At 57.9% G+C, this 20,098-nt stretch carries 16 protein-coding genes and 1 pseudogene; 6 read left to right on the plus strand and 11 right to left on the minus strand.

The features are described 5' to 3' along the window. Position 1: 1 nt before the first annotated feature. From mraY to ilvI, 10 genes and pseudogenes are all read right to left on the minus strand, one after another. Positions 2-1,084 carry a phospho-N-acetylmuramoyl-pentapeptide-transferase gene (gene mraY, locus AB6T85_RS10710; protein WP_253455282.1) on the minus strand — a complete coding sequence of 361 codons (1,083 nt, stop codon included), beginning with the start codon at positions 1,082-1,084 and terminating at the stop codon, positions 2-4. Then, a complete protein-coding gene (murF, locus tag AB6T85_RS10715) occupies positions 1,078-2,439 on the minus strand; it encodes a UDP-N-acetylmuramoyl-tripeptide--D-alanyl-D-alanine ligase (protein ID WP_369895535.1) in 1,362 nt (453 codons plus the stop codon). Before murF ends, mraY begins: the two co-directional genes overlap by 7 nt. Next, on the minus strand, positions 2,436-3,923 hold the full coding sequence (murE, locus tag AB6T85_RS10720; protein ID WP_369895536.1) for a UDP-N-acetylmuramoyl-L-alanyl-D-glutamate--2,6-diaminopimelate ligase: 1,488 nt from the start codon (positions 3,921-3,923) through the stop codon (positions 2,436-2,438). Before murE ends, murF begins: the two co-directional genes overlap by 4 nt. Continuing rightward, positions 3,910-5,674 (minus strand): annotated as a pseudogene (locus AB6T85_RS10725) (peptidoglycan glycosyltransferase FtsI). Before AB6T85_RS10725 ends, murE begins: the two are co-directional and overlap by 14 nt. 8 nt (positions 5,675-5,682) lie before the next feature. Further along, entirely contained in the window at positions 5,683-6,003 is a 321-nt protein-coding gene (ftsL, locus tag AB6T85_RS10730; protein ID WP_253455285.1) for a cell division protein FtsL, read from the minus strand. After that, a complete protein-coding gene (gene rsmH / locus AB6T85_RS10735) occupies positions 6,000-6,941 on the minus strand; it encodes a 16S rRNA (cytosine(1402)-N(4))-methyltransferase RsmH (RefSeq protein WP_253455286.1) in 942 nt (313 codons plus the stop codon). The genes ftsL and rsmH overlap by 4 nt, the downstream gene beginning before the upstream one ends. Before the next feature lie 2 nt (positions 6,942-6,943). After that, a complete protein-coding gene (gene mraZ / locus AB6T85_RS10740; RefSeq protein WP_125288986.1) occupies positions 6,944-7,402 on the minus strand; it encodes a division/cell wall cluster transcriptional repressor MraZ in 459 nt (152 codons plus the stop codon). A gap of 546 nt (positions 7,403-7,948) precedes the next feature. Further along, positions 7,949-8,959: a catabolite repressor/activator gene (gene cra / locus AB6T85_RS10745; protein ID WP_253455287.1), complete on the minus strand. Its 1,011-nt coding sequence runs from the start codon at positions 8,957-8,959 to the stop codon at positions 7,949-7,951. Positions 8,960-9,151: 192 nt separating this feature from the next. Continuing rightward, positions 9,152-9,643, minus strand: coding sequence for an acetolactate synthase small subunit (gene ilvN / locus AB6T85_RS10750; RefSeq protein ID WP_125288984.1), 492 nt, complete (start codon positions 9,641-9,643; stop codon positions 9,152-9,154). Between the two features lie 2 nt (positions 9,644-9,645). Then, complete coding sequence (gene ilvI / locus AB6T85_RS10755; RefSeq protein ID WP_253455288.1) at positions 9,646-11,367, minus strand: acetolactate synthase 3 large subunit; 1,722 nt, start codon at positions 11,365-11,367, stop codon at positions 9,646-9,648. 365 nt (positions 11,368-11,732) lie between these two features. Between ilvI and AB6T85_RS10760 the strand changes: the two genes are divergently transcribed. The 5 genes from AB6T85_RS10760 (at position 11,733) to leuD (ending at position 16,938) form a co-directional block, all read left to right on the plus strand. After that, positions 11,733-12,020 (plus strand): hypothetical protein, encoded by a 288-nt coding sequence (locus AB6T85_RS10760; protein ID WP_369895538.1) that lies wholly within the window; start codon positions 11,733-11,735, stop codon positions 12,018-12,020. A 256-nt stretch (positions 12,021-12,276) separates the two neighbouring features. Then, entirely contained in the window at positions 12,277-13,836 is a 1,560-nt protein-coding gene (gene leuA, locus AB6T85_RS10765) for a 2-isopropylmalate synthase (protein WP_253455290.1), read from the plus strand. Beyond that, positions 13,836-14,924, plus strand: coding sequence for a 3-isopropylmalate dehydrogenase (gene leuB, locus AB6T85_RS10770; protein WP_253455291.1), 1,089 nt, complete (start codon positions 13,836-13,838; stop codon positions 14,922-14,924). Before leuA ends, leuB begins: the two co-directional genes overlap by 1 nt. A 2-nt stretch (positions 14,925-14,926) precedes the next feature. After that, positions 14,927-16,330 carry a 3-isopropylmalate dehydratase large subunit gene (gene leuC / locus AB6T85_RS10775; protein ID WP_301251461.1) on the plus strand — a complete coding sequence of 468 codons (1,404 nt, stop codon included), beginning with the start codon at positions 14,927-14,929 and terminating at the stop codon, positions 16,328-16,330. Positions 16,331-16,332: 2 nt separating this feature from the next. After that, positions 16,333-16,938: a 3-isopropylmalate dehydratase small subunit gene (leuD, locus tag AB6T85_RS10780; protein WP_253455293.1), complete on the plus strand. Its 606-nt coding sequence runs from the start codon at positions 16,333-16,335 to the stop codon at positions 16,936-16,938. Positions 16,939-16,983: 45 nt separating this feature from the next. On the opposite strand, the gene AB6T85_RS10785 is transcribed toward leuD, so the two are convergent. Then, the gene (locus AB6T85_RS10785; RefSeq protein WP_253455294.1) at positions 16,984-18,162 is read right to left on the minus strand and encodes a sugar efflux transporter; all 1,179 of its coding nucleotides are present in this window, start codon (positions 18,160-18,162) and stop codon (positions 16,984-16,986) included. Positions 18,163-18,407: 245 nt separating this feature from the next. Between AB6T85_RS10785 and sgrR the strand changes: the two genes are divergently transcribed. After that, positions 18,408-20,069 carry an HTH-type transcriptional regulator SgrR gene (gene sgrR / locus AB6T85_RS10790; RefSeq protein ID WP_369895541.1) on the plus strand — a complete coding sequence of 554 codons (1,662 nt, stop codon included), beginning with the start codon at positions 18,408-18,410 and terminating at the stop codon, positions 20,067-20,069. The last annotated feature ends 29 nt before the right edge of the window (positions 20,070-20,098 follow it).

Genomic DNA, 20,098 nt, shown 5'->3' on the forward strand with positions numbered 1-20,098 from the left:
ATTACCGCACCTTCAGCGTCGCCAGGCCAATCAGCACCAGCATCAGTGAAATGATCCAGAAACGTACGATAACGCGCGGTTCCGGCCAGCCTTTAAGTTCGTAATGATGATGAATAGGCGCCATGCGGAAAATTCGCTGGCCGCGCAGCTTGAACGACCCCACCTGTAGGATCACCGACAGGGTTTCCACCACAAAGACGCCGCCCATAATCACCAGCAAAAACTCCTGACGCAGCAGCACGGCGATGGTGCCCAGCGCGCCGCCCAGCGCCAGCGATCCGACGTCGCCCATAAAGACCTGCGCCGGATAGGTGTTAAACCATAAAAAGCCCAGCCCGGCACCGACGATTGCCGTACAGACAATCACCAGTTCGCCAGCGTGCCGCAGATAGGGAATATGCAGGTAGTTAGCGAAGTTCATATTACCGGTGGCCCAGGCAACCAACGCAAAACCGGCGGCCACAAAAACGGTAGGCATGATCGCCAGACCGTCCAGCCCGTCGGTCAGGTTCACCGCATTACCGGTGCCGACGATAACGAAGTAGGCGAGCACCACGTAAAACAGGCCAAGCTGCGGCATGATGTCCTTGAAGAACGGCACCACCAGCTGCGTCGCCGGCGTGCCTTTTCCTGTCGCATAGAGCGTAAAGGCGACGCCCAGCGAAATCACCGACATCCAGAAATATTTCCAGCGCGCGATCAGCCCTTTCGTGTCTTTACGCACCACCTTGCGGTAATCGTCCACAAACCCAATGATGCCAAAACCCACCAGCACCACCAGCACGCACCAGACGTAAGGGTTGGACGGATAGGCCCACATCAGCACCGAGACGGTAATGGAGAACAGGATCATAATGCCGCCCATGGTCGGCGTGCCGCGCTTGCTGAAGTGCGATTCCGGGCCGTCGTTACGCACGACCTGACCGAAGGACATTTCCTGCAGGCGGGCGATCATGCGCGGCCCCATCCACAGCGAGATAAACAGCGCGGTCAGCAGGCTGACGATGGCGCGAAACGTCAGATAGGAAAAGACGTTAAAGCCTGAATAAAAAGCGACCAGATGTTCGGCCAGCCAGACTAGCATGCTCTTTTCTCCTGTAAGCTCTGTACTACCTGCTCCATGGCGGCACTACGTGAACCTTTAACTAAAATGGTGATCGTCGGCTGTTCCGCCAGCAGCGTCCGCAGACGCGCCGTGACGGCAGCCTTATCGGTAAAATGTTCGCCCACGCCGCTGGCCTCGCCGATAGCGCGGCTTAATGTGCCCACGCTAAGCACCTTATCAATACCGGCGCGCCGCGCCGCTTCGCCCACTTCGCGATGGCACGCTTCGGCCTCCTCGCCCAGCTCCGCCATATCGCCGGTGACCATCACGCGATAGCCCGGCATATCCGCCAGCACCTGAGCCGCTGCGGTCATCGAGCCGACGTTGGCGTTATAGCTGTCGTCCAGCAGCAGCTGATTTTCCGCCAGCAGAACCGGGAAAAGGCGGCCCGGCACGGCTTCAAGCTGGCCTAAGCCAAGCTGTACCGCTTCCAGGGAAGCGCCGACGGAGATAGCCAGCGCGGCGGCGGCCAGCGCATTCGCGATATTGTGACGCCCCGGCAGCGGCAGCTGAACGGCTACGCTGCCTACAGGCGTTTTCATCACAAAATGGGTGCCAGAGCTGGTGATTTGCACATCGCTGGCGGCGAACTCGCTTTCGGCCTGCGGTTGGGAAGAGAAGTGCCAGACCGTTTTGCCCTTCAGCATCGGCTGCCAGTTAGCCTCGTCGTTGCTGTCGGCGTTCAGAATGGCGGTGCCGTTGTCCGGCAGCCCCTGAAAAATTTCGCCTTTGGCTTTGGCCACGCCTGCCAGCGAGCCGAACCCTTCCAGGTGCGCGGCCGCCAGGTTGTTGACCAGCGCCGTTTCCGGTCGCGCCAGGCTGGTGGTCCAGGCGATTTCGCCCTGATGGTTAGCGCCCAGCTCAATCACCGCGTACTGGTGCTGCGCGCTCAGACGCAGCAGCGTCAGCGGGACGCCGATATCGTTATTCAGATTGCCTGCGGTATACAGCGTTTCGCCGCACTGGCGCAGAATGGCGGCGGTCATCTCTTTGACCGAGGTTTTGCCGGAAGAGCCGGTCAGCGCCACGACGCGCGCCGTCGACTGCTGGCGAACCCAGCCGGCCAGCCGGCCCAGCGCTATGCGCGTATCGCTGACCACCACCTGAGGAACCGCAACAGGTAAGTGCTTACTGACTAACAGAGCCGCCGAACCGGCCGCTATTGCGTCGCCGACCAGCTCGTGCGCGTCAAAACGCTCGCCCTTCAGCGCGATAAACAGACAGCCGGCGCTTATCTTGCGCGTATCGGTGGTCACTTCGCTAAAGGTAAGGTCGCTGCCGATTAGTTCACCGCCGGTGATCTCAGCCAGCTTTTGCAGAGAGAGTGCGATCATGCCATCACCCCCAGCAAACGCGCCACGGTTTCGCGGTCGGAATAGTCCAGCCGACGGTTGCCGACGATTTGATAATCTTCATGACCTTTACCGGCAACCAGCACGATATCTTCTTCTTTAGCCTGCATGATGGCGTTAGTGACCGCCTGTGCTCGTCCGGCTACCACGCGGGCGCGGCCCGGATCGAGCAGGCCGGTCAGAATGTCGGCCACGATAGCGGCAGGATCTTCGCTGCGCGGGTTATCGTCGGTGATCACCACCACGTCGGAGAACTGCTCGGCAATGGCGCCCATCAGCGGACGCTTGCCTTTGTCGCGATCGCCGCCGCAGCCGAAGACGCACCACAGCTTGCCTTTACAGTGCAGGCGAGCGGCCTCCAGCGCTTTTTCCAGCGCGTCCGGCGTGTGGGCATAATCCACCACTACCGTTGGCTTCTCGGGCGAGCTGAAGACTTCCATACGGCCGGTGACAGGCTGTAGTCGGTTGCCGGTCGCCACCAGCTCGTTGAGCGGATAACCCAGCGCCAACAGCGTAGCCAGCGCCACCAGCAGATTGCTGACGTTAAACGCGCCCATCAGACGGCTTTCCAGCTCGCCGCCGCCCCAGCTGGAGTCAAAACGGATGGCGGCGCCGTTGTCGTGATAGCGCACGTCCGTCGCCTTCAGCCAGCGGCCATGACAGCCCGGCTCCAGGTTATCTTCCAGCGTAACGGCAACGGCGTCCGGCAGGTTCGCCAGCCAGCGGCGTCCCGTCTCGTCATCGGCATTGATAATGGCCTGGCCGACCATGTGCTCGGAGAAAAGCAGCCATTTGGCGGACTCATAGCGCGTCATATCACCGTGGTAGTCCAGGTGATCGCGGCTGAGGTTGGTAAAGGCCGCAGCGGCAAAAGGCAGCGCCGCTACGCGATGCTGCACCAGACCGTGGGAGGAAACCTCCATCGCGGCCAGCGTCGCGCCCTGCTCCACCAGCGAAGCCAGCGTCTGCTGTACCTCAACCGCCGAGCCGGTCGTGTTTTCAACCGGCGCCAGATGCCCGTAAAGGCCGTTGCCGACGGTGCCCATCACCGCGCCGGTTTCGCCCAACAGCTGCGCCCATTGCGCCAGCAGCTGAGTGGTGGTGGTTTTGCCATTGGTGCCGGTCACGCCAATCAGGCGCAGTTTTTCGCCCGGCTGCTGGTAAAAGCGCCCGGCCAGCGCGGAAAGCCGCTGGCTCAGCTGCGCCAGATAAATCACCGGCACGCCGTGCACGGTAGTGATGTCGCCATCTTCCGCTTCGCCTTCCGCTTCGGCGATAATCGCCGCCACGCCCTGCGCGATAGCCTGGGGAATAAAACGACGGCCGTCTGCCGTATGGCCTTTTACGGCGACAAAGAGATCGCCGGCAGCCGCTAAACGGCTGTCCAGGATCATTTCACGCAGCGGCAGCGCGGGCGCGCCAGGCACCCACGGCGCCAGTAAGTCGTGCAGATTACGATCTGTCACTTGATCCCTCACTTATTGTCTACCAGCTCGTTTTTCTCAACGACCGGTAGCGCATCAGGTTCGATATTCATGGTGCGCAATACACCGCCCATAATGGCGCCAAACACCGGAGCCGAAACCGCGCCGCCGTAATATTTACCGGCCTGGGGATCGTTGATCACCACCACCAGCGCAAAACGGGGACGGCTTGCCGGTGCAACGCCGGCGGTGTAGGCAATATATTTGTTAACGTAGCGCCCGTCCGGCCCGACTTTTTTCGCCGTACCGGTTTTAATGGCGATGCGGTAGCCTTTGATGGCCGCTTTTACGCCGCCGCCGCCGGGCAGCGCCACGCTCTCCATCATATGCATGACGGTGCGAACCACTTCTTCAGAAAATACGCGCTGTCCGCCCACGGGCGGATCGACTTTGGTAATCGACAGCGGGCGATAGAGACCATAGCTGCCGATTGTGGCGTAGACTCGCGCTAACTGTAACGGCGTTACCATCAGCCCGTAGCCGAAAGAGAAGGTGGCCCTCTCTATGTCAGACCACCGTTGTTTTTGGGGATATAAGCCACTACTTTCTCCGACCAGTCCCAGATTGGTCGCTTTACCCAGTCCAAAGTGCGAGTAGGTTTCTACCAGCGCCGAGGACGGCATCGCTAACGCCAGCCTGGAAACGCCGACGTTACTCGATTTTTGCAGAACGCCGGTCAGCGTCAGCTCGTTATAGCGGGCCACGTCTTTGATCTCATGGCCGTTAATGCGGTAAGGCACGGTGTTCAGCACGCTGTTTTCCCGCACCACGCCGCGCTGTAGCGCGGTCATGACCACCATCGGTTTGACGGTTGAACCCGGCTCGAAAATATCGGTGATGGCGCGGTTGCGCATTACGTCTTTGGTAACGCCGGTAAGGTTGTTCGGGTTATAGGCCGGGCTGTTGGCCATCGCCAGCACTTCGCCGGTGTTAACATCCACCAGCACGGCGGTGCCCGACTCCGCCTTGTTAAAGGCGACGGCGTTGTTCAGTTCGCGATAGACCAGCGCCTGCAGGCGTTCGTCAATGCTCAGCGCCAGGTTGTGCGCCGCCCGGCTGTCTACGGAAGAGACATCCTCAATCACGCGGCCATGGCGGTCTTTGCGCACGGTGCGCTCGCCCGGCTCGCCCGTCAGCCATTTATCAAAGCTCTTTTCGACGCCTTCAATGCCCTGACCATCAATGTTGGTAAAGCCGATCAGATGTGACGTGACCTGCCCTGCCGGATAGTAGCGACGCGACTCTTCCCGTAAAAAGATGCCGGGAAGCTTGAGTTTTTTAATGTAGTCGCCGATGGCCGGATTGACCTGGCGCGCCAGATAGACGAAGCGCCCTTTGGGGTTGGCGTTAACGCGCGCCGCCAGCTGATCCAGCGGAATGGAAAGCGCATCGGAAAGCGCCTGCCAGCGGCTGTCCAGCGTGATGCCGCCTTTGGCGTGCAGCTCTTTCGGATCGGCCCAGATAGCGTTGACCGGCACGCTGACGGCCAGCGGACGCCCGGCGCGATCGGTGATCATGCCACGAGAGGTCGGAACGGCCTGGACGCGCAGCGAGCGCATATCGCCTTCCCGCACCAGCTTATCCGGGTTGATCACCTGCAGATAAGCCATGCGCGCCAGCAGTCCGCCCAGCGCGAGTAAAATACAGCCGCACAACAACGCAAAACGCCAGCTGACAAAGCTGGCCTGATCTTCCTGACGTTTTGTCTTAAGCGTCTTAACTGCGGCTTTCATTTATGCCCTTATGGCTGTACCACAATATTTTCCTGCGAAGGATCGACATGCTGCATTTGCAGTTTTTCCATCGCCGTTCTTTCCACGCGGCTGTGATCGCCCAGCGCATTCTCTTCCAGAATCAGGTTGCGCCATTCGATATCCAGCGCGTCGCGTTCCAGCACCAGCTGCTCGCGCTGCGCGGTGAGCAGGCGGGTTTTATGCGCCGTGGTCACCACCAGCACCGCAGACACCAGCACGGCAACAGCCAGGATCAGCGGGATTTTGCCGTGGCGTAAAAGATCGCCTGCAATCACGCCGGGTAAACTGTGTCGCTCGTTGCCGATCATGCGTCTGTTCTCTCAGCGATGCGTAATACGGAACTGCGCGCGCGCGGGTTTTCCGCCACTTCCGCTTCGCCCGGCATCATTTTGCCCAGCGCTTTAAGCTGACGGCCGCCGAGTTTGCTCAGCTGCGCTTCCGTCATCGGAATACCGGCCGGAACCTGCGGGCCACGGCTCTGTTCGCGCATAAAGCGTTTGACGATACGGTCTTCCAGCGAGTGGAAGCTGATCACCGACAGGCGGCCCTGCGGCGCCAGCGCGGAAAGCGCGCCTTTCAGCGCTTTTTCAATCTCTTCCAGCTCGCTGTTGACCCAAATACGGATAGCCTGGAAGCTACGCGTCGCCGGATGCTTGAATTTATCTTTTACCGGCGTAGCGGCATAAATCACGTCCGCCAGCTCTTTGGTGCGGGTCATTGGCTGCTCGCGGTTGCGCTCAACGATGGCGCGCGCGATGCGTTTTGCGAAGCGCTCTTCGCCAAAGGTTTTCAGCACAAAGGCGATATCGCTCTCCTCTGCCTGAAGCAGCCACTGCGCAGCAGATAAGCCTTTGGTCGGATCCATGCGCATATCCAGCGGGCCGTCGCGCATAAAAGAGAAGCCGCGTTCGGCATCATCCAGCTGCGGCGAAGAGACGCCCAAATCCAGTAAAATGCCGTCGATGCGGCCGGTCAGCCCGCGCGCGTCAACATACTCCGCCAGCGCGGAGAAAGGCCCATGTATAATGGTAAAGCGCGGATCGGTAATAGCGGCGGCGGCGGCAATAGCCTGCGGGTCGCGGTCGATGGCGTACAGACGCCCCTGTTCGCCCAGCGCGGAGAGGATCAGTCGGGAATGCCCGCCTCGTCCAAAGGTGCCATCAATATAGATGCCGTCTGGTTTGATATTGAGGCCGTTGACCGCCTCGTCCAGCAGCACCGTGGTATGTTTAAAATTTTCCTGCATAGCTATAATGACAAGTCCTGCAAGCGCTCAGATAGCGGTTCCTGAGACGACTGCTCCGCGTCAATATCCTCCCTGACTTGTTGATACCAGGTCTGTTCATCCCACAGCTCAAACTTGTTAAACTGTCCAACCAGCATCACTTCTTTGGTCAGATTCGCGTGCTGACGGAGCGTACCCGCAATCAGCAAACGGCCTGCATTATCCATCTGGCATTCGCTGGCATGACCAAGCAACAAGCGCTGAATACGGCGCTCTACCGGGTTCATGCTCGATAAGCGAGCCAGCTTACGTTCAATAATTTCCCATTCAGGCAGGGTGTAAAGCAGCAGGCATGGCTGATGGAGGTCAATAGTACACACCATTTGCCCCTGAGATTCCCCGATCAGCGTTTCGCGGTAGCGCATGGGCACAGCCAGTCGCCCTTTGCCGTCGAGATTGACTAACGTTGCTCCACGGAACATGCCAGTCTTCCCCTTTGGTTACCCTTAAGTCCCACTTTACACCACAAATTCCCACCCGGAGGAGTGTACGGAGCGGAGGAAATCATTGTCAAGCGACAGCGCAGGCCCTGAAGAATTATTTCTTTTCCAGAAAAAACAGCAAAGAGTTAAAAAAGAAGCGCCTTTAGCGCGCTATCGAAAATTAAACTAATGAATAGTGACGGGAAATTGATGAGAAAGTCTGAGTTGTTCAAAAATATACCAGCCGTTACCCGTAAAATTCCGGCCGCCAACTTTAGCCGTTGACCGGTATTTTAAGGAATTTCCTAAGAAAATGGCCTGATAGTGCCGTTCTGCCTGATGCGGCAGCGAAGGCGTGTCGCTAACGTTTTAATAAGCGTGCATTTTCGGAAAGTTAAAATCATTTGAAACTTTATCTTTACTTTTATTTACGCTAACGACAAACCAAAAACGCACCGGTCTTATTTGGGCATCCGGCACCGCGCGAAAAGTTGCGAAACCAGAAAAATAAAAGGTGCCAATAAAAGACACCCTTTTAGCAACTGATTAACTTCCTTTACGGCTCAGGCGTCCACGCCGGTAAAGATTGCGACGGATACGCGTCAGGCCGGGTTTTGGCTTACGCGGCTCGTCCAGGCTGGCCAGCACCAGTTCCAGCACCCGCTCGGCCACGTCGCGATGACGCTGACCTACCGCCAGTACCGGACAATCCAGAAAATCCAGCAGCTCATGATCGCCGAAGGTGGCTATTGATAAATCGGTCGGCATCCGCCCTTCCCGCTTCAGCGCCACGTCCATCACGCCCTGCAGCAGACCAAAAGAAGTGGTAAACAGCGCATCGGGCATGGCGTGCGTTTCCAGCCAGGTTTCAAACAGCGCCGCCGCCGCCGTGCGCTCAAAGCTGTTGGCATAGATATAGTCGATATGGCGCTCGTCGCCCTGCCACGCCTGGCGAAAGCCCATTTCACGCAGGAAGCTGACGGACAGCTCCGGCAGCGCGCCGAGGTAAAGAATGGATTCAGCCGGCTGCTTGCGCAGTTCGGCCGCCAGCATCTCGGCATCATCCTGATCGGCGCCGACGACGCTGGTGAAGTGTTCGCGATCCAGTGCGCGATCCAGCGCTACGATCGGCAGCGGATCGTTAATCCAGCGCTGGTAAAAAGGGTGTTCCGGCGGCAGGGAGGTCGAAACGATAATCGCGTCTACCTTGCGCTGTAACAGGTGTTCCACGCAGCGCATTTCGTTATCCGGCTGATCTTCGGAGCAGGCGATCAGCAGCTGATAGCCGCGCTGACGGGCCTGGCGCTCCAGATAATTCGCGATCCGCGTATAGCTGGTATTCTCTAAATCGGGAATAACCAGGCCTATCGAGCGGGTACGCCCTGCCCTTAAACCTGCGGCGACCGCATTAGGGTGATAATTATGCTCGCGAACCACCGCCATGACTTTTTCTACGGTCTTGTCGCTGACACGATACTGCCGGGCTTTTCCGTTTATAACGTAGCTGGCCGTCGTGCGCGATACACCAGCAAGACGCGCAATTTCATCCAGTTTCACAATAACTCCACGCTTCAGGCACCATGACGGCGCAGAAAAAATAGCCATGTCGCGGCTAAGGATAAGATAATCTTACATCTAACGGCTGCGCCAGCAACCTCTTTTAGCCCCAGTCGGGAGCTTTCTGGCAAAAATAAAAAAACCCGGCATTACGCCGGGTTAGAAGCTTTTCGCAATTATCACGCGGGGCAATCAGCGCATAATTCGCTCGCCGCGCGCAACGCCGACAACGCCTGAACGTGCAACCTCAACGATTTCCGCCACTTCACGAACGGTGCTTAAAAAAGCGTCCAGCTTGTCGCTGGTGCCCGCCAGCTGAACCGTATAAAGCGAAGGCGTCACGTCGACGATCTGCCCACGGAAGATTTCCGCGCTGCGCTTAACCTCTTCACGCCCGTAGCCGGTCGCCTGAATTTTCACCAGCATGATCTCGCGCTCGACAAACGCGCCCTGGCCCAGCTCCGTGACGCGCAGCACGTCCACCAGCTTGTGCAGCTGCTTTTCAATCTGCTCCAGCACCTTCTCGTCGCCCACGGTCTGAATAGTCATCCGCGACAGCGTCGGATCGTCAGTAGGCGCGACGGTCAGGCTTTCGATGTTGTAACCGCGCTGAGAAAAAAGCCCCACTACCCGCGATAATGCGCCGGATTCGTTTTCCAGCAGTACCGATAAAACACGACGCATAATTATGTCCTCTCCGTTTTGCTCAGCCACATTTCGTCCATTCCGCCGCCGCGGATCTGCATCGGGTAAACGTGCTCGCTGCCGTCAACGTTAACGTCCACAAACACCAGGCGGCCTTTACGCAGCTCTACCAGCGCCTGGCTCAGTTTTTCTTCCAGCTCATGCGGATGATTAATGCCGATGCCGACATGGCCGTAAGCCTCCGCCAGCCTGATAAAATCGGGCAGCGACTCCATATAGGATTGCGAATGCCGTCCCGAATAGATCATATCCTGCCACTGCTTCACCATGCCCAGATAGCGATTGTTAAGGCTCAGCACCAGCACCGGCAGATTATATTGCAGCGCGGTCGACAGCTCCTGAATATTCATCTGAATACTGCCGTCGCCCGTGACGCAAACCACGGTTTCCTCCGGCAGCGCCAGCTTGACGCCCAGCGCGGCAGGCAGGCCGAAGCCCATCGTGCCCAGACCGCCCGAGTTGATCCAGCGGCGCGGCTTGTCAAAGGGGTAATAAAGCGCGGCGAACATCTGATGCTGCCCCACGTCGGAGGTCACGTAGGCGTCGCCGTTGGTCAGACGCCAGATCGTTTCGATCACCGCCTGCGGTTTGATTTTCTCGCTGCTGCGATCGAACGCCAGGCACTGACGCGCTCGCCACTGTTCGATGCTCTGCCACCAGTCGCGCAGGCTGTCGCAATCCTGCTCGCTGTGCTGTTTTAACATCTCCAGCATCTGCTTCAGCACATCGCGGGCATCGCCGACGATCGGCACATCTGCCGGCACGGTTTTGGAGATAGTCGCGGGATCAATATCAATATGCAGCACCGTCGCGTTCGGACAATACTTCATTAAATTATTGGTGGTGCGGTCATCGAAACGCACGCCAACGGCGAAAATAACGTCGGCATTGTGCATCGTCATATTCGCTTCATAGGTGCCGTGCATCCCCAACATGCCTAAACACTGGCGATGGGTGCCGGGGAAAGCGCCCAGGCCCATCAGCGAGCAGGTCACCGGCAAATTGAGTTGTTCGGCGAACTCGCGCAGCTCGTTGGCGCAGTCGGCATTGATTACGCCGCCGCCCGCATAGAGAACGGGTTTTTTCGCCGCCAGCAGGCTTTGCAGCGCGCGCTTGATTTGGCCCCGATGCCCCTGCGTCGTGGGATTGTAAGAGCGCATACTGACCGATTCCGGCCACTGATACGGCAGCTTGTTCGCCGGATTCATCATATCTTTTGGCAGGTCGATCACCACCGGGCCGGGACGCCCGCTGGCCGCCAGCCAGAAGGCTTTTTTCACGACGGTGGGGATATCTTCAACCTGCCTCACCATAAAGCTGTGTTTGACGATCGGCCGCGAAATACCGACCATGTCGCACTCCTGGAAGGCGTCATAGCCAATAAGGGAGGAAGGAACCTGCCCGGAGAGCACGACCATAGGAATAGAATCCATATAGGCGGTGGCAATGCCGGTAATAGCGTTGGTGGCGCCCGGCCCGGACGTGACCAGCACCACGCCGGTTTCGCCGGTAGCGCGTGCGTAGCCATCGGCCATATGTACAGCGCCCTGCTCATGGCGCACCAGCACGTGGTCAATGCCGCCCACGGTTTGCAATGCGTCATAGATATCCAGTACTGCCCCGCCGGGGTAGCCGAACACATGTTTTACGCCCTGATCGATTAACGATCGGACCACCATCTCGGCTCCTGACAACATCTCCATTTTTGCCTCCAGGCTTTAAGGTGCTGATTTACCGACGTGCTTAACGCGCTTATGCAGAAAATAACGCCTGCCTGCCGATAAGTTCAAAACCTGTGTTTATTCAACCGCTAAAAATATTTTCAGCGGCCAGGTACAGGGCGATGCCCGTTTTATTTTTGCTTTGAGTGAAGATTTACCATAACCGCAGAAAACCCGACAGGCAAACGTCCTGCACGTGACTGATGAATGAAAGCCCTCATTAAGGCACTACCTGTTTCGCCAACGCGTCGACGTTTACACTAACTATTCGCCAGGAAAAAAGCGGTTTATGCTGACTGCGCTTTATTTTCCAGTGTGATCGTTTCGTTATTAATGAGTGAACTTCTTTGAATAAAGTTTACCTGTTCAAACATCGCGGCGGATTTAGTTTTTTCTGCTGCTTCCCGATCTATCTGAAAAAGAATGCGCTAACTAACCGGGCATTGCCGGTGAAAGTTATTTATAAAAAAAACCTATGTAACAAACTGATAAAAAAGGCTATTTTTTCTAAAATCCGCCAGCACTCCCTTTTGTTTTTCGATGGTTTTCTGCTGGGCGGCCTGCCGTACGCCTTTTTGTTCTGTCTGCCTTTGCTGAGCCAGAATAATTTCTCTGCGCTGATTTTACGTCGCTAATTATAACCTTGTGACTCGCCTTGACATCGCCCCCCGCTTTCAAGTATCAATAAAGGAACAGCAAATTTATGAGGCCTGACTCAATGATCCGTACCCTCCTCCTACCTGGTCTACTACTAAACGCATATTTATGCGCGGTAGACTTGTGGGCGGAATGAATCACTGATTCAGGCTTGCAAACTAAAAAACCCGCGCTACTGCGCGGGTTTTTTTATGCTCGTAGCATTAGCGATGCAAACATGAAAGGAATTATCTGATGAGCCAACAAGTTATTATTTTCGATACCACGCTGCGTGATGGCGAACAGGCATTGCAGGCCAGCCTGAGCGTGAAAGAGAAATTGCAGATAGCGCTGGCGCTGGAGCGTATGGGCGTTGACGTGATGGAGGTCGGTTTTCCGGTTTCTTCGCCAGGCGACTTCGAATCCGTGCAGACTATCGCTCGCCAGGTAAAAAACAGCCGTGTTTGCGCGCTGGCCCGCTGTGTGGAAAAAGATATCGATGCGGCTTACGAAGCGCTGCGCGTGGCCGAAGCCTACCGCATCCACACCTTTCTGGCGACGTCGCCCATGCATATCGCCACCAAGCTGCGCAGCACGCTGCCGGAAGTGATCGAGCGCGCCGTGCGCATGGTAAAACATGCGCGTAACTACACCGACGACGTCGAATTTTCCTGCGAAGACGGCGGTCGGACGCCAATCGACGATCTGTGCCGCGTCGTGGAAGCCGCCATCAACGCCGGCGCCACTACCATCAATATCCCTGACACCGTGGGCTACACCCTGCCGAGCGAGTACAGCAACATTTTCACCCAGCTGCGCAACCGCGTACCCAATATCGACAAAGCGATCCTGTCAGTGCATACCCATGACGATTTGGGCATGGCGGTCGGCAATTCTATCGCCGCCGTGCAGGCTGGCGCGCGCCAGATTGAGGGCACCATTAACGGTTTGGGCGAGCGTGCGGGCAACTGTGCGCTGGAAGAAGCCATCATGGCGATAAAAACCCGCAGCCAGCTGATGAACGTGCATACCCATATTCACCATCAGGAAATCTACCGCACCAGCCAGCTGGTCAGCCAGATCTGCAATATGCCAATCCCGGCCAATAAAGCCGTGGTGGGCAGCGGCGCTTTCGCCCACTCCTCCGGTATTCACCAGGACGGCGTGCTGAAAAACCGCGAAAACTACGAAATTATGACGCCGGAATCGATCGGCCTGCACCAAATCCAGCTGAACCTGACCTCTCGCTCCGGTCGTGCGGCCGTGAAACACCGCATGGAGGAGATGGGTTACAAAGAGCAGGATTACAATCTGGACAGCCTGTACGACGCCTTCCTGAAGCTGGCCGATAAAAAGGGCCAGGTGTTCGATTACGATCTGGAAGCGCTGGCCTTTATTAACAAGCAGAACGAAGAGCCGGAACATTTCCGCCTGGACTACTTCAGCGTGCAGTCCGGCTCCAGCGTGATGGCAACCGCTTCGGTCAAGCTGAACTGCGGAGAAGAATCTATCGCCGAAGCCGCGACGGGCAACGGGCCGGTGGATGCCGTTTACCAGGCGATCAACCGTATTACCGACTTTGATATCGAGCTGGTGAAATATCAGCTGACCGCCAAAGGCCATGGCAAAGACGCGCTGGGCCAGGTTGATATCGTGGTGAACTATAACGGCCGTAAATTCCACGGCGTGGGCCTGGCGACGGATATCGTGGAATCCTCCGCCAAAGCCATGATCAACGCCCTGAACAATATCTGGCGCGCGCGTCAGGTCGAGCAGGAATTGCAGCGCAAAGCCAACGAAAAGGAAGCCGTATAATGACAAGGACTTATCATATTGCCGTATTGCCGGGCGACGGCATCGGGCCGGAAGTCATGGCGCAGGCCGCGAAGGTGCTGGATGCGGTACGTCAGCGTTTCGATCTGCGCATCACCACCAGCGAGTATGACGTCGGCGGCATTGCCATCGACCGTCACGGCGAGCCGCTGCCGCCAGCCACCGTGGCGGGCTGCGAACAGGCGGATGCGATCCTGTTTGGCTCCGTCGGCGGCCCGAAATGGGAACACCTGCCGCCAGCGGAGCAGCCGGAGCGCGGCGCGCTGCTGCCGTTGCGTAAGCACTTCAGACTGTTCAGCAACCTGCGGCCGGCCAGCCTGCATCAGGGGCTGGAAGCGTTCTGCCCGCTACGCGCAGATATCGCCGCCAAAGGCTTCGATATTCTGGTGGTGCGCGAGCTGACCGGCGGCATCTATTTCGGCCAGCCGAAAGGCCGTGAAGGCAGCGGCCAGCACGAGCGCGCCTTTGATACCGAGGTTTATCACCGCTTCGAGATCGAACGCATCGCCCGCATCGCCTTTGAATCTGCCCGCAAGCGCCGTAAAAAAGTGACGTCGATTGATAAAGCAAACGTGCTGCAATCGTCCATTTTATGGCGGCAGATCGTAACGGAAGTGGCGCAGGATTACCCGGATGTCGAGCTGCATCATATGTATATTGATAACGCCACGATGCAGCTGATCAAAGAACCTTCACAGTTCGACGTTATGCTTTGCTCTAACCTGTTTGGCGATATTCTCTCCGACGAGTGCGCGATGATTACCGGCTCGATGGGGATGCTGCCTTCCGCCAGCCTTAACGAACAGGGTTTTGGCCTGTTTGAACCGGCAGGCGGCTCCGCGCCGGATATCGCCGGAAAAAATATTGCCAATCCTGTCGCTCAGATCCTGTCGCTGGCGCTGCTGCTGCGCTACAGCCTGCAAGCCGCCGACGCGGCCGATGCCATTGAGCAGGCCATCAGCCGCGCGCTGGCAGAAAATTACCGTACCGGCGACCTGGCTGGCGACGGCGATGCCGTCGGCACCGAGGAGATGGGTTCCGTTATCGCCCGATTTATCCGCGAAGCCTGATTATGAAAACATTATACGAGAAGCTGTTTGACGCCCATGTCGTGTATGAAGCGCCTGACGAGACGCCGCTGCTTTATATCGACAGGCACCTGGTGCATGAAGTGACCTCGGCGCAGGCTTTTGACGGTCTGCGCGCGCACGGCCGCCCGGTGCGTCAGCCGGGTAAAACTTTCGCCACGATGGATCACAACGTCTCTACGCAAACGCGGGATATCAACGCCAGCGGCGAGATGGCGCGCATTCAGATGTCGATGCTGATCAAAAACTGCGAAGAATTCGGCGTGCGGCTGTACGATCTGAAGCATCCTTTTCAGGGCATTGTGCACGTTATCGGGCCTGAACAGGGCATGTCGCTGCCCGGTATGACCATCGTCTGCGGCGATTCGCATACTTCTACCCACGGCGCTTTCGGCGCGCTGGCGTTTGGCATCGGCACGTCAGAAGTCGAACACGTGCTGGCAACGCAGACGCTGAAGCAGTCGCGCGCTAAAACCATGAAGATCGAAGTCGTGGGGCAGACGGCGCCGGGCATTACCGCCAAGGATATCGCGCTGGCGATCATCGGTAAAACCGGCAGCGGCGGCGGCAACGGGCACGTGGTGGAGTTCTGCGGCCCGGCCGTGGAGCAGCTCAGCATGGAAGGCCGCATGACGCTGTGCAATATGGCGATTGAGCTGGGCGCGAAAGCGGGCCTGGTCGCGCCGGATGAGACCACGTTTAATTATGTGAAGGGCCGCCAGTTTGCGCCCAAAGATCGGGCCTGGGAACAGGCAGTCGCCTACTGGCGCACGCTGAAATCCGATAGCGGTGCCCGCTTTGATAAAGTCGTGACGCTTAATGCCAGTGAGATCGCGCCGCAGGTCACCTGGGGCACCAATCCCGGCCAGGTGATCGCCGTCAACGACGTCATCCCCGATCCCGCCAGCTTCAGCGATCCCATTGAACGCGCCTCGGCGGAAAAAGCGCTGGCCTATATGGATCTCAAACCGGGCATCAGGCTGACTGACGTGCGGATCGATAAGGTATTTATCGGCTCCTGCACCAATTCCCGTATTGAGGATCTGCGCGCGGCGGCCTCCGTGGTCAAAGGACATAAAATCGCCGCTGGCGTGCAGGCTTACGTCGTGCCCGGCTCCGGGCCGGTCAAAGCACAGGCCGAAGCGGAAGGTCTGGATCAAATCTTTCTGGCTGCCGGTTTCGAATGGCGCCTGCCCGGCTGCTCGATGTGTCTGGCGATGAATAACGATCGCCTGAGTCCGGGCGAGCGCTGCGCCTCAACCAGCAACCGTAATTTCGAAGGCCGTCAGGGCCGTGGCGGACGTACGCATTTGCTCAGCCCGGCGATGGCAGCCGCTGCGGCGGTAGCCGGTCGCTTTGCCGATATCCGCGAGCTGGATAAGGAGTAACTATGGCGAAAAAATTTACGCAGCATACGGGCGTGGTGGTACCGATGGACGCCGCCAACGTCGACACCGACGCCATTATCCCGAAGCAGTTTTTACAGATGGTGACGCGCACCGGTTTTGGCCGCAACCTGTTTTACGACTGGCGCTACAAGGATGCGGAAGGTCAGATCCCTGACCCTGACTTTATCCTGAATAAACCGGCCTTTCGCGGCGCCAGCATTATGCTGACGAGGGAGAACTTCGGCTGTGGATCTTCGCGCGAACACGCGCCCTGGGCGCTGACCGACTACGGTATCCAGGCGATTATCGGCAGTGATTTCGCCGATATTTTTGCCAATAACGCGTTTAATAATCAGCTGCTGCTGGTGACGTTAAGCGAAGCCGAAATGGATGCGCTGTTTCAACGGGTCGCCGCCGAGCCGGGCGTCAGCTTTACCGTGGATTTGGACAGGCAGGAAGTGGTGGCAGGCGACAAGCGTTACGCTTTCAGCATCGATCCTTTCCGTCGTCACTGCCTGCTGAACGGGCTGGATAGTATTGGCCTGACGCTGCAGCACGAAGCCAGCATCAGCGAGTACGAACGGCGGCAGCCAGCGTTCTTGCGCTAGCTTCAGTCGGGTTAAAAGCGGCCCGAGCGGGCCGCTTCCCTCCACTCAAACATCCTTCACCTTAGCCGACATCGCCAAAGCCGCGACGGCGAGGATCAGCGCGCCCCAGTAAACCGAATAGTGGCCGAACGTTTCTGCCAGCGCGCCCTGCAACACGCCCGCCAGGATCACGCCGGTCGAAATGCTGTTGGTAAAAAGCGTGGTGGCCGCACCCGGTCTGCCGGGCATCAGATCCTGAAAATAGAGCATGCCAATCCCGGCGATGATGCCGATAAAAATAGCGTTGAAAATCTGTAGCGCCAGCAGCGCCGCACGCGAGTGAAACAGCACCAGCCCCAGATAAAACAGCACGCCCGCCGCCACGGCAAACAGCATCATATTGCGCTTGCCGAAGCGCTTAACATAGTGCCCGGCCAGCAGCATCGCCGGGATCTCCAGGCCCGCCGCCACGCCCATCAGCAGGCCCGCCAGCCTGTCCGGCAGGCCCAGCACGCTGCTGATATAAAGCGGCATATCAATGATATACATGGTGTTGCAGGTCCACATCAGCAGCGAGGCGATAAACAGCAGCCGCACGTCTCTGTTTTTCCACGCGCTGATTTGCGTGATAACCACCTCCGGCGACTGTTCCACCCGTGGTACAGAAGGCAGCGCAAACCAGATCAGCGCGATGCAGAGCACAAACAGCGCGGCGGCAACGGAAAACATGGTGGTAAAGCCGTAGTTCAACGCCAGCGCGAAAGAGAGCGGCGGGCCAATCACCCACGCCAGCGAAAGCTGGGCGCGCATTACCGAACTGAACATCACGACTTCACGCGCAGAGCTGTCCGCATACTCGCGCGCCAGCGCAAAAATTTGCGGCATGGCGACGCTGGCCAGCGCCGACAGCAGCACGCCAAAAGTGATTAGCGTCAGATAATCGCGGTTAAAAGCGAACAGCAGCGCGTTGCCTGTCGCCATCAGACAGCAAAAGAGGATCAGCATACGTCGATCGCCACGGTTGTCCGATCGTTTCGCCAGCAGCAGGCTGACCGCAATACCGGCAATTGCGTTCACGGTATAAAACAGCCCCACCCAGAATGGCCGCTCGCCCACTTCGCGCGTCAGAAACAGGCTCAGCGTTGGCGCCTGTAGCGCCCCCGCGATACCCACCATAAAAGAGACAGCCATAAAAGCGAGGTAAACCGGGTTAATACGACGTTGACGCGTAAGCAACGATTTCATACCACATCCCTTGCAAATAAAGAGGCCCGCACGCGGGCGCAAACAGCAAGCATAGAAGAAAACGGGAAATGAAAAAAGCCAGCGGGCAAGACGCCTGCTGGCTGGTGAAAGCACACCCTACTCAGATATAAAGTCTTGAAAGCGCGCCATTCAAAAGAATGCCTCCCGCACTTTCATCGCTAACCAGTATTGCCTTAATATAGGGCAAGAAAAACAGGCGACTTTTCAGCAAGAGTTCCCCTTTTATGCAATCAACGCGTTTACAGCAGCAGTTTATCCGGCTCTGGCAGAGCTGCGAGGGCCAGCCGCAGGAAACCACGCTCGACCAGCTGGCGCTCCAGCTTAGCTGTTCGCGTCGCCATATGCGTAACCTGCTTGGCGCCATGCAGCAGGCGGGCTGGCTAACCTGGCAGGCAGAAGCCGGGCGCGGCAAGCGCTCGAAGCTGACGTTTCACTATACGGGCCTGGCGCTTCAGCAGCAGCGCGCGGAAGACCTGCTGGAGCAGGATCGCATCGATCAGCTGGTGCAGCTGGTCGGCGATAAAAATACCGTGCGGCAGATGCTGCTCTCTCATCTCGGCCGCAGCTTTCGCCAGGGAAAACATATCCTGCGGGTGCTCTATTATCGCTCGCTGCTGAACCTGAATCCCGCCACCGCGTTGCGTCGTTCGGAAACGCATCTGGCCCGGCAGATCTTCAGCGGCCTGACGCGCATAAATGAGGAAAACGGGGAAATCGAGCCGGATATCGCCCACCACTGGCAGTCGGTTTCTTCGCTGCACTGGCGCTTCTATTTACGCCCTGCGGTGCATTTCCATCACGGACGCGAGCTGGAGATGGCGGATGTGATCGCCACGCTGGAACGCGCGCGGACGCAGCCGCTTTTCGCCAATATCGTCCGTATTCACTCTTCCACGCCCTGGACGCTGGATATTCATCTGCACCAGCCCGACCGCTGGCTGCCGTGGCTGCTGGCGGGCGTCGGCGCGCTGATCGTGCCGAAAGAGTGGCCTTTTCTGCCCGATTTCAGCCGTCAGCCCGTCGGCACCGGGCCCTATGCCGTGGTGCGTAATCAGCAGAGCCAGCTTAAGATCGAAGCCTTCGACGCCTATTTCGGCTACCGCGCGCTGCTTGATGAGGTCAACATCTGGGTATTACCGGAAATCAGCGAGGAGCTGGTCTATTCCGGCGTCAGGCTGGAAGGCGGCAGCCTGGATGAAAAATCGGAAGAGAGCCGCCTTGAAGAAGGCTGCTATTTTCTGCTGTTCGACCAGCGTTCGCCGCTGGGACGGGACGAGCAGATCCGTCGCTGGGTCAGCGCCATCGCCAACCCGATAGCGCTGCTGAACCGCGCCGGAGCGGGCTATCAGCGCTACTGGTTTCCGGCCTACGGGCTGCTGCCGCGCTGGCATCATCGACGCGATCTGGACGCGCCGGAAAAGCCGACGGGCCTGACCTCGCTTACGCTGACCTGGTATGGCGATCATCTTGAGCATCAGGCTATTGCTAATTTGCTCCATCCGCTGCTGGCTGCGCAAGGGGTGACGCTGGTCACGAAGCAGGTCGATTACGCCAGCTGGCATCAGGGCGAAGCGGAAAGCGACATCTGGCTGGGCAGCGCTAACTTTACCCTGCCGCTGGAGTTTTCGCTGTTTGCCCTGCTGTATGAGATCCCGCTGCTGCAACACTGCGTGCCGATTGACTGGCAGCAGGATGCGCAGCGCTGGCGCGAACAGCAGCTGCCGCTGGCCGACTGGAGCAGGCAGCTGATCGCCGACTGCTACTTTCATCCGCTTTTCCATCACTGGCTGCTGCTGGAAGGCGAACGCAGTATGCGCGGGGTGCGCATGAATACGCTGGGCTGGTTTGACTTCAAGTCCGCATGGTTTGCACCGCCCGAATCATGATGCTTTCGCTACCCTGTAGAAATCATTAG

Origin of the sequence: Erwinia aeris (assembly GCF_041224955.1) — a bacterium.
Lineage (GTDB): Bacteria > Pseudomonadota > Gammaproteobacteria > Enterobacterales > Enterobacteriaceae > Erwinia > Erwinia aeris.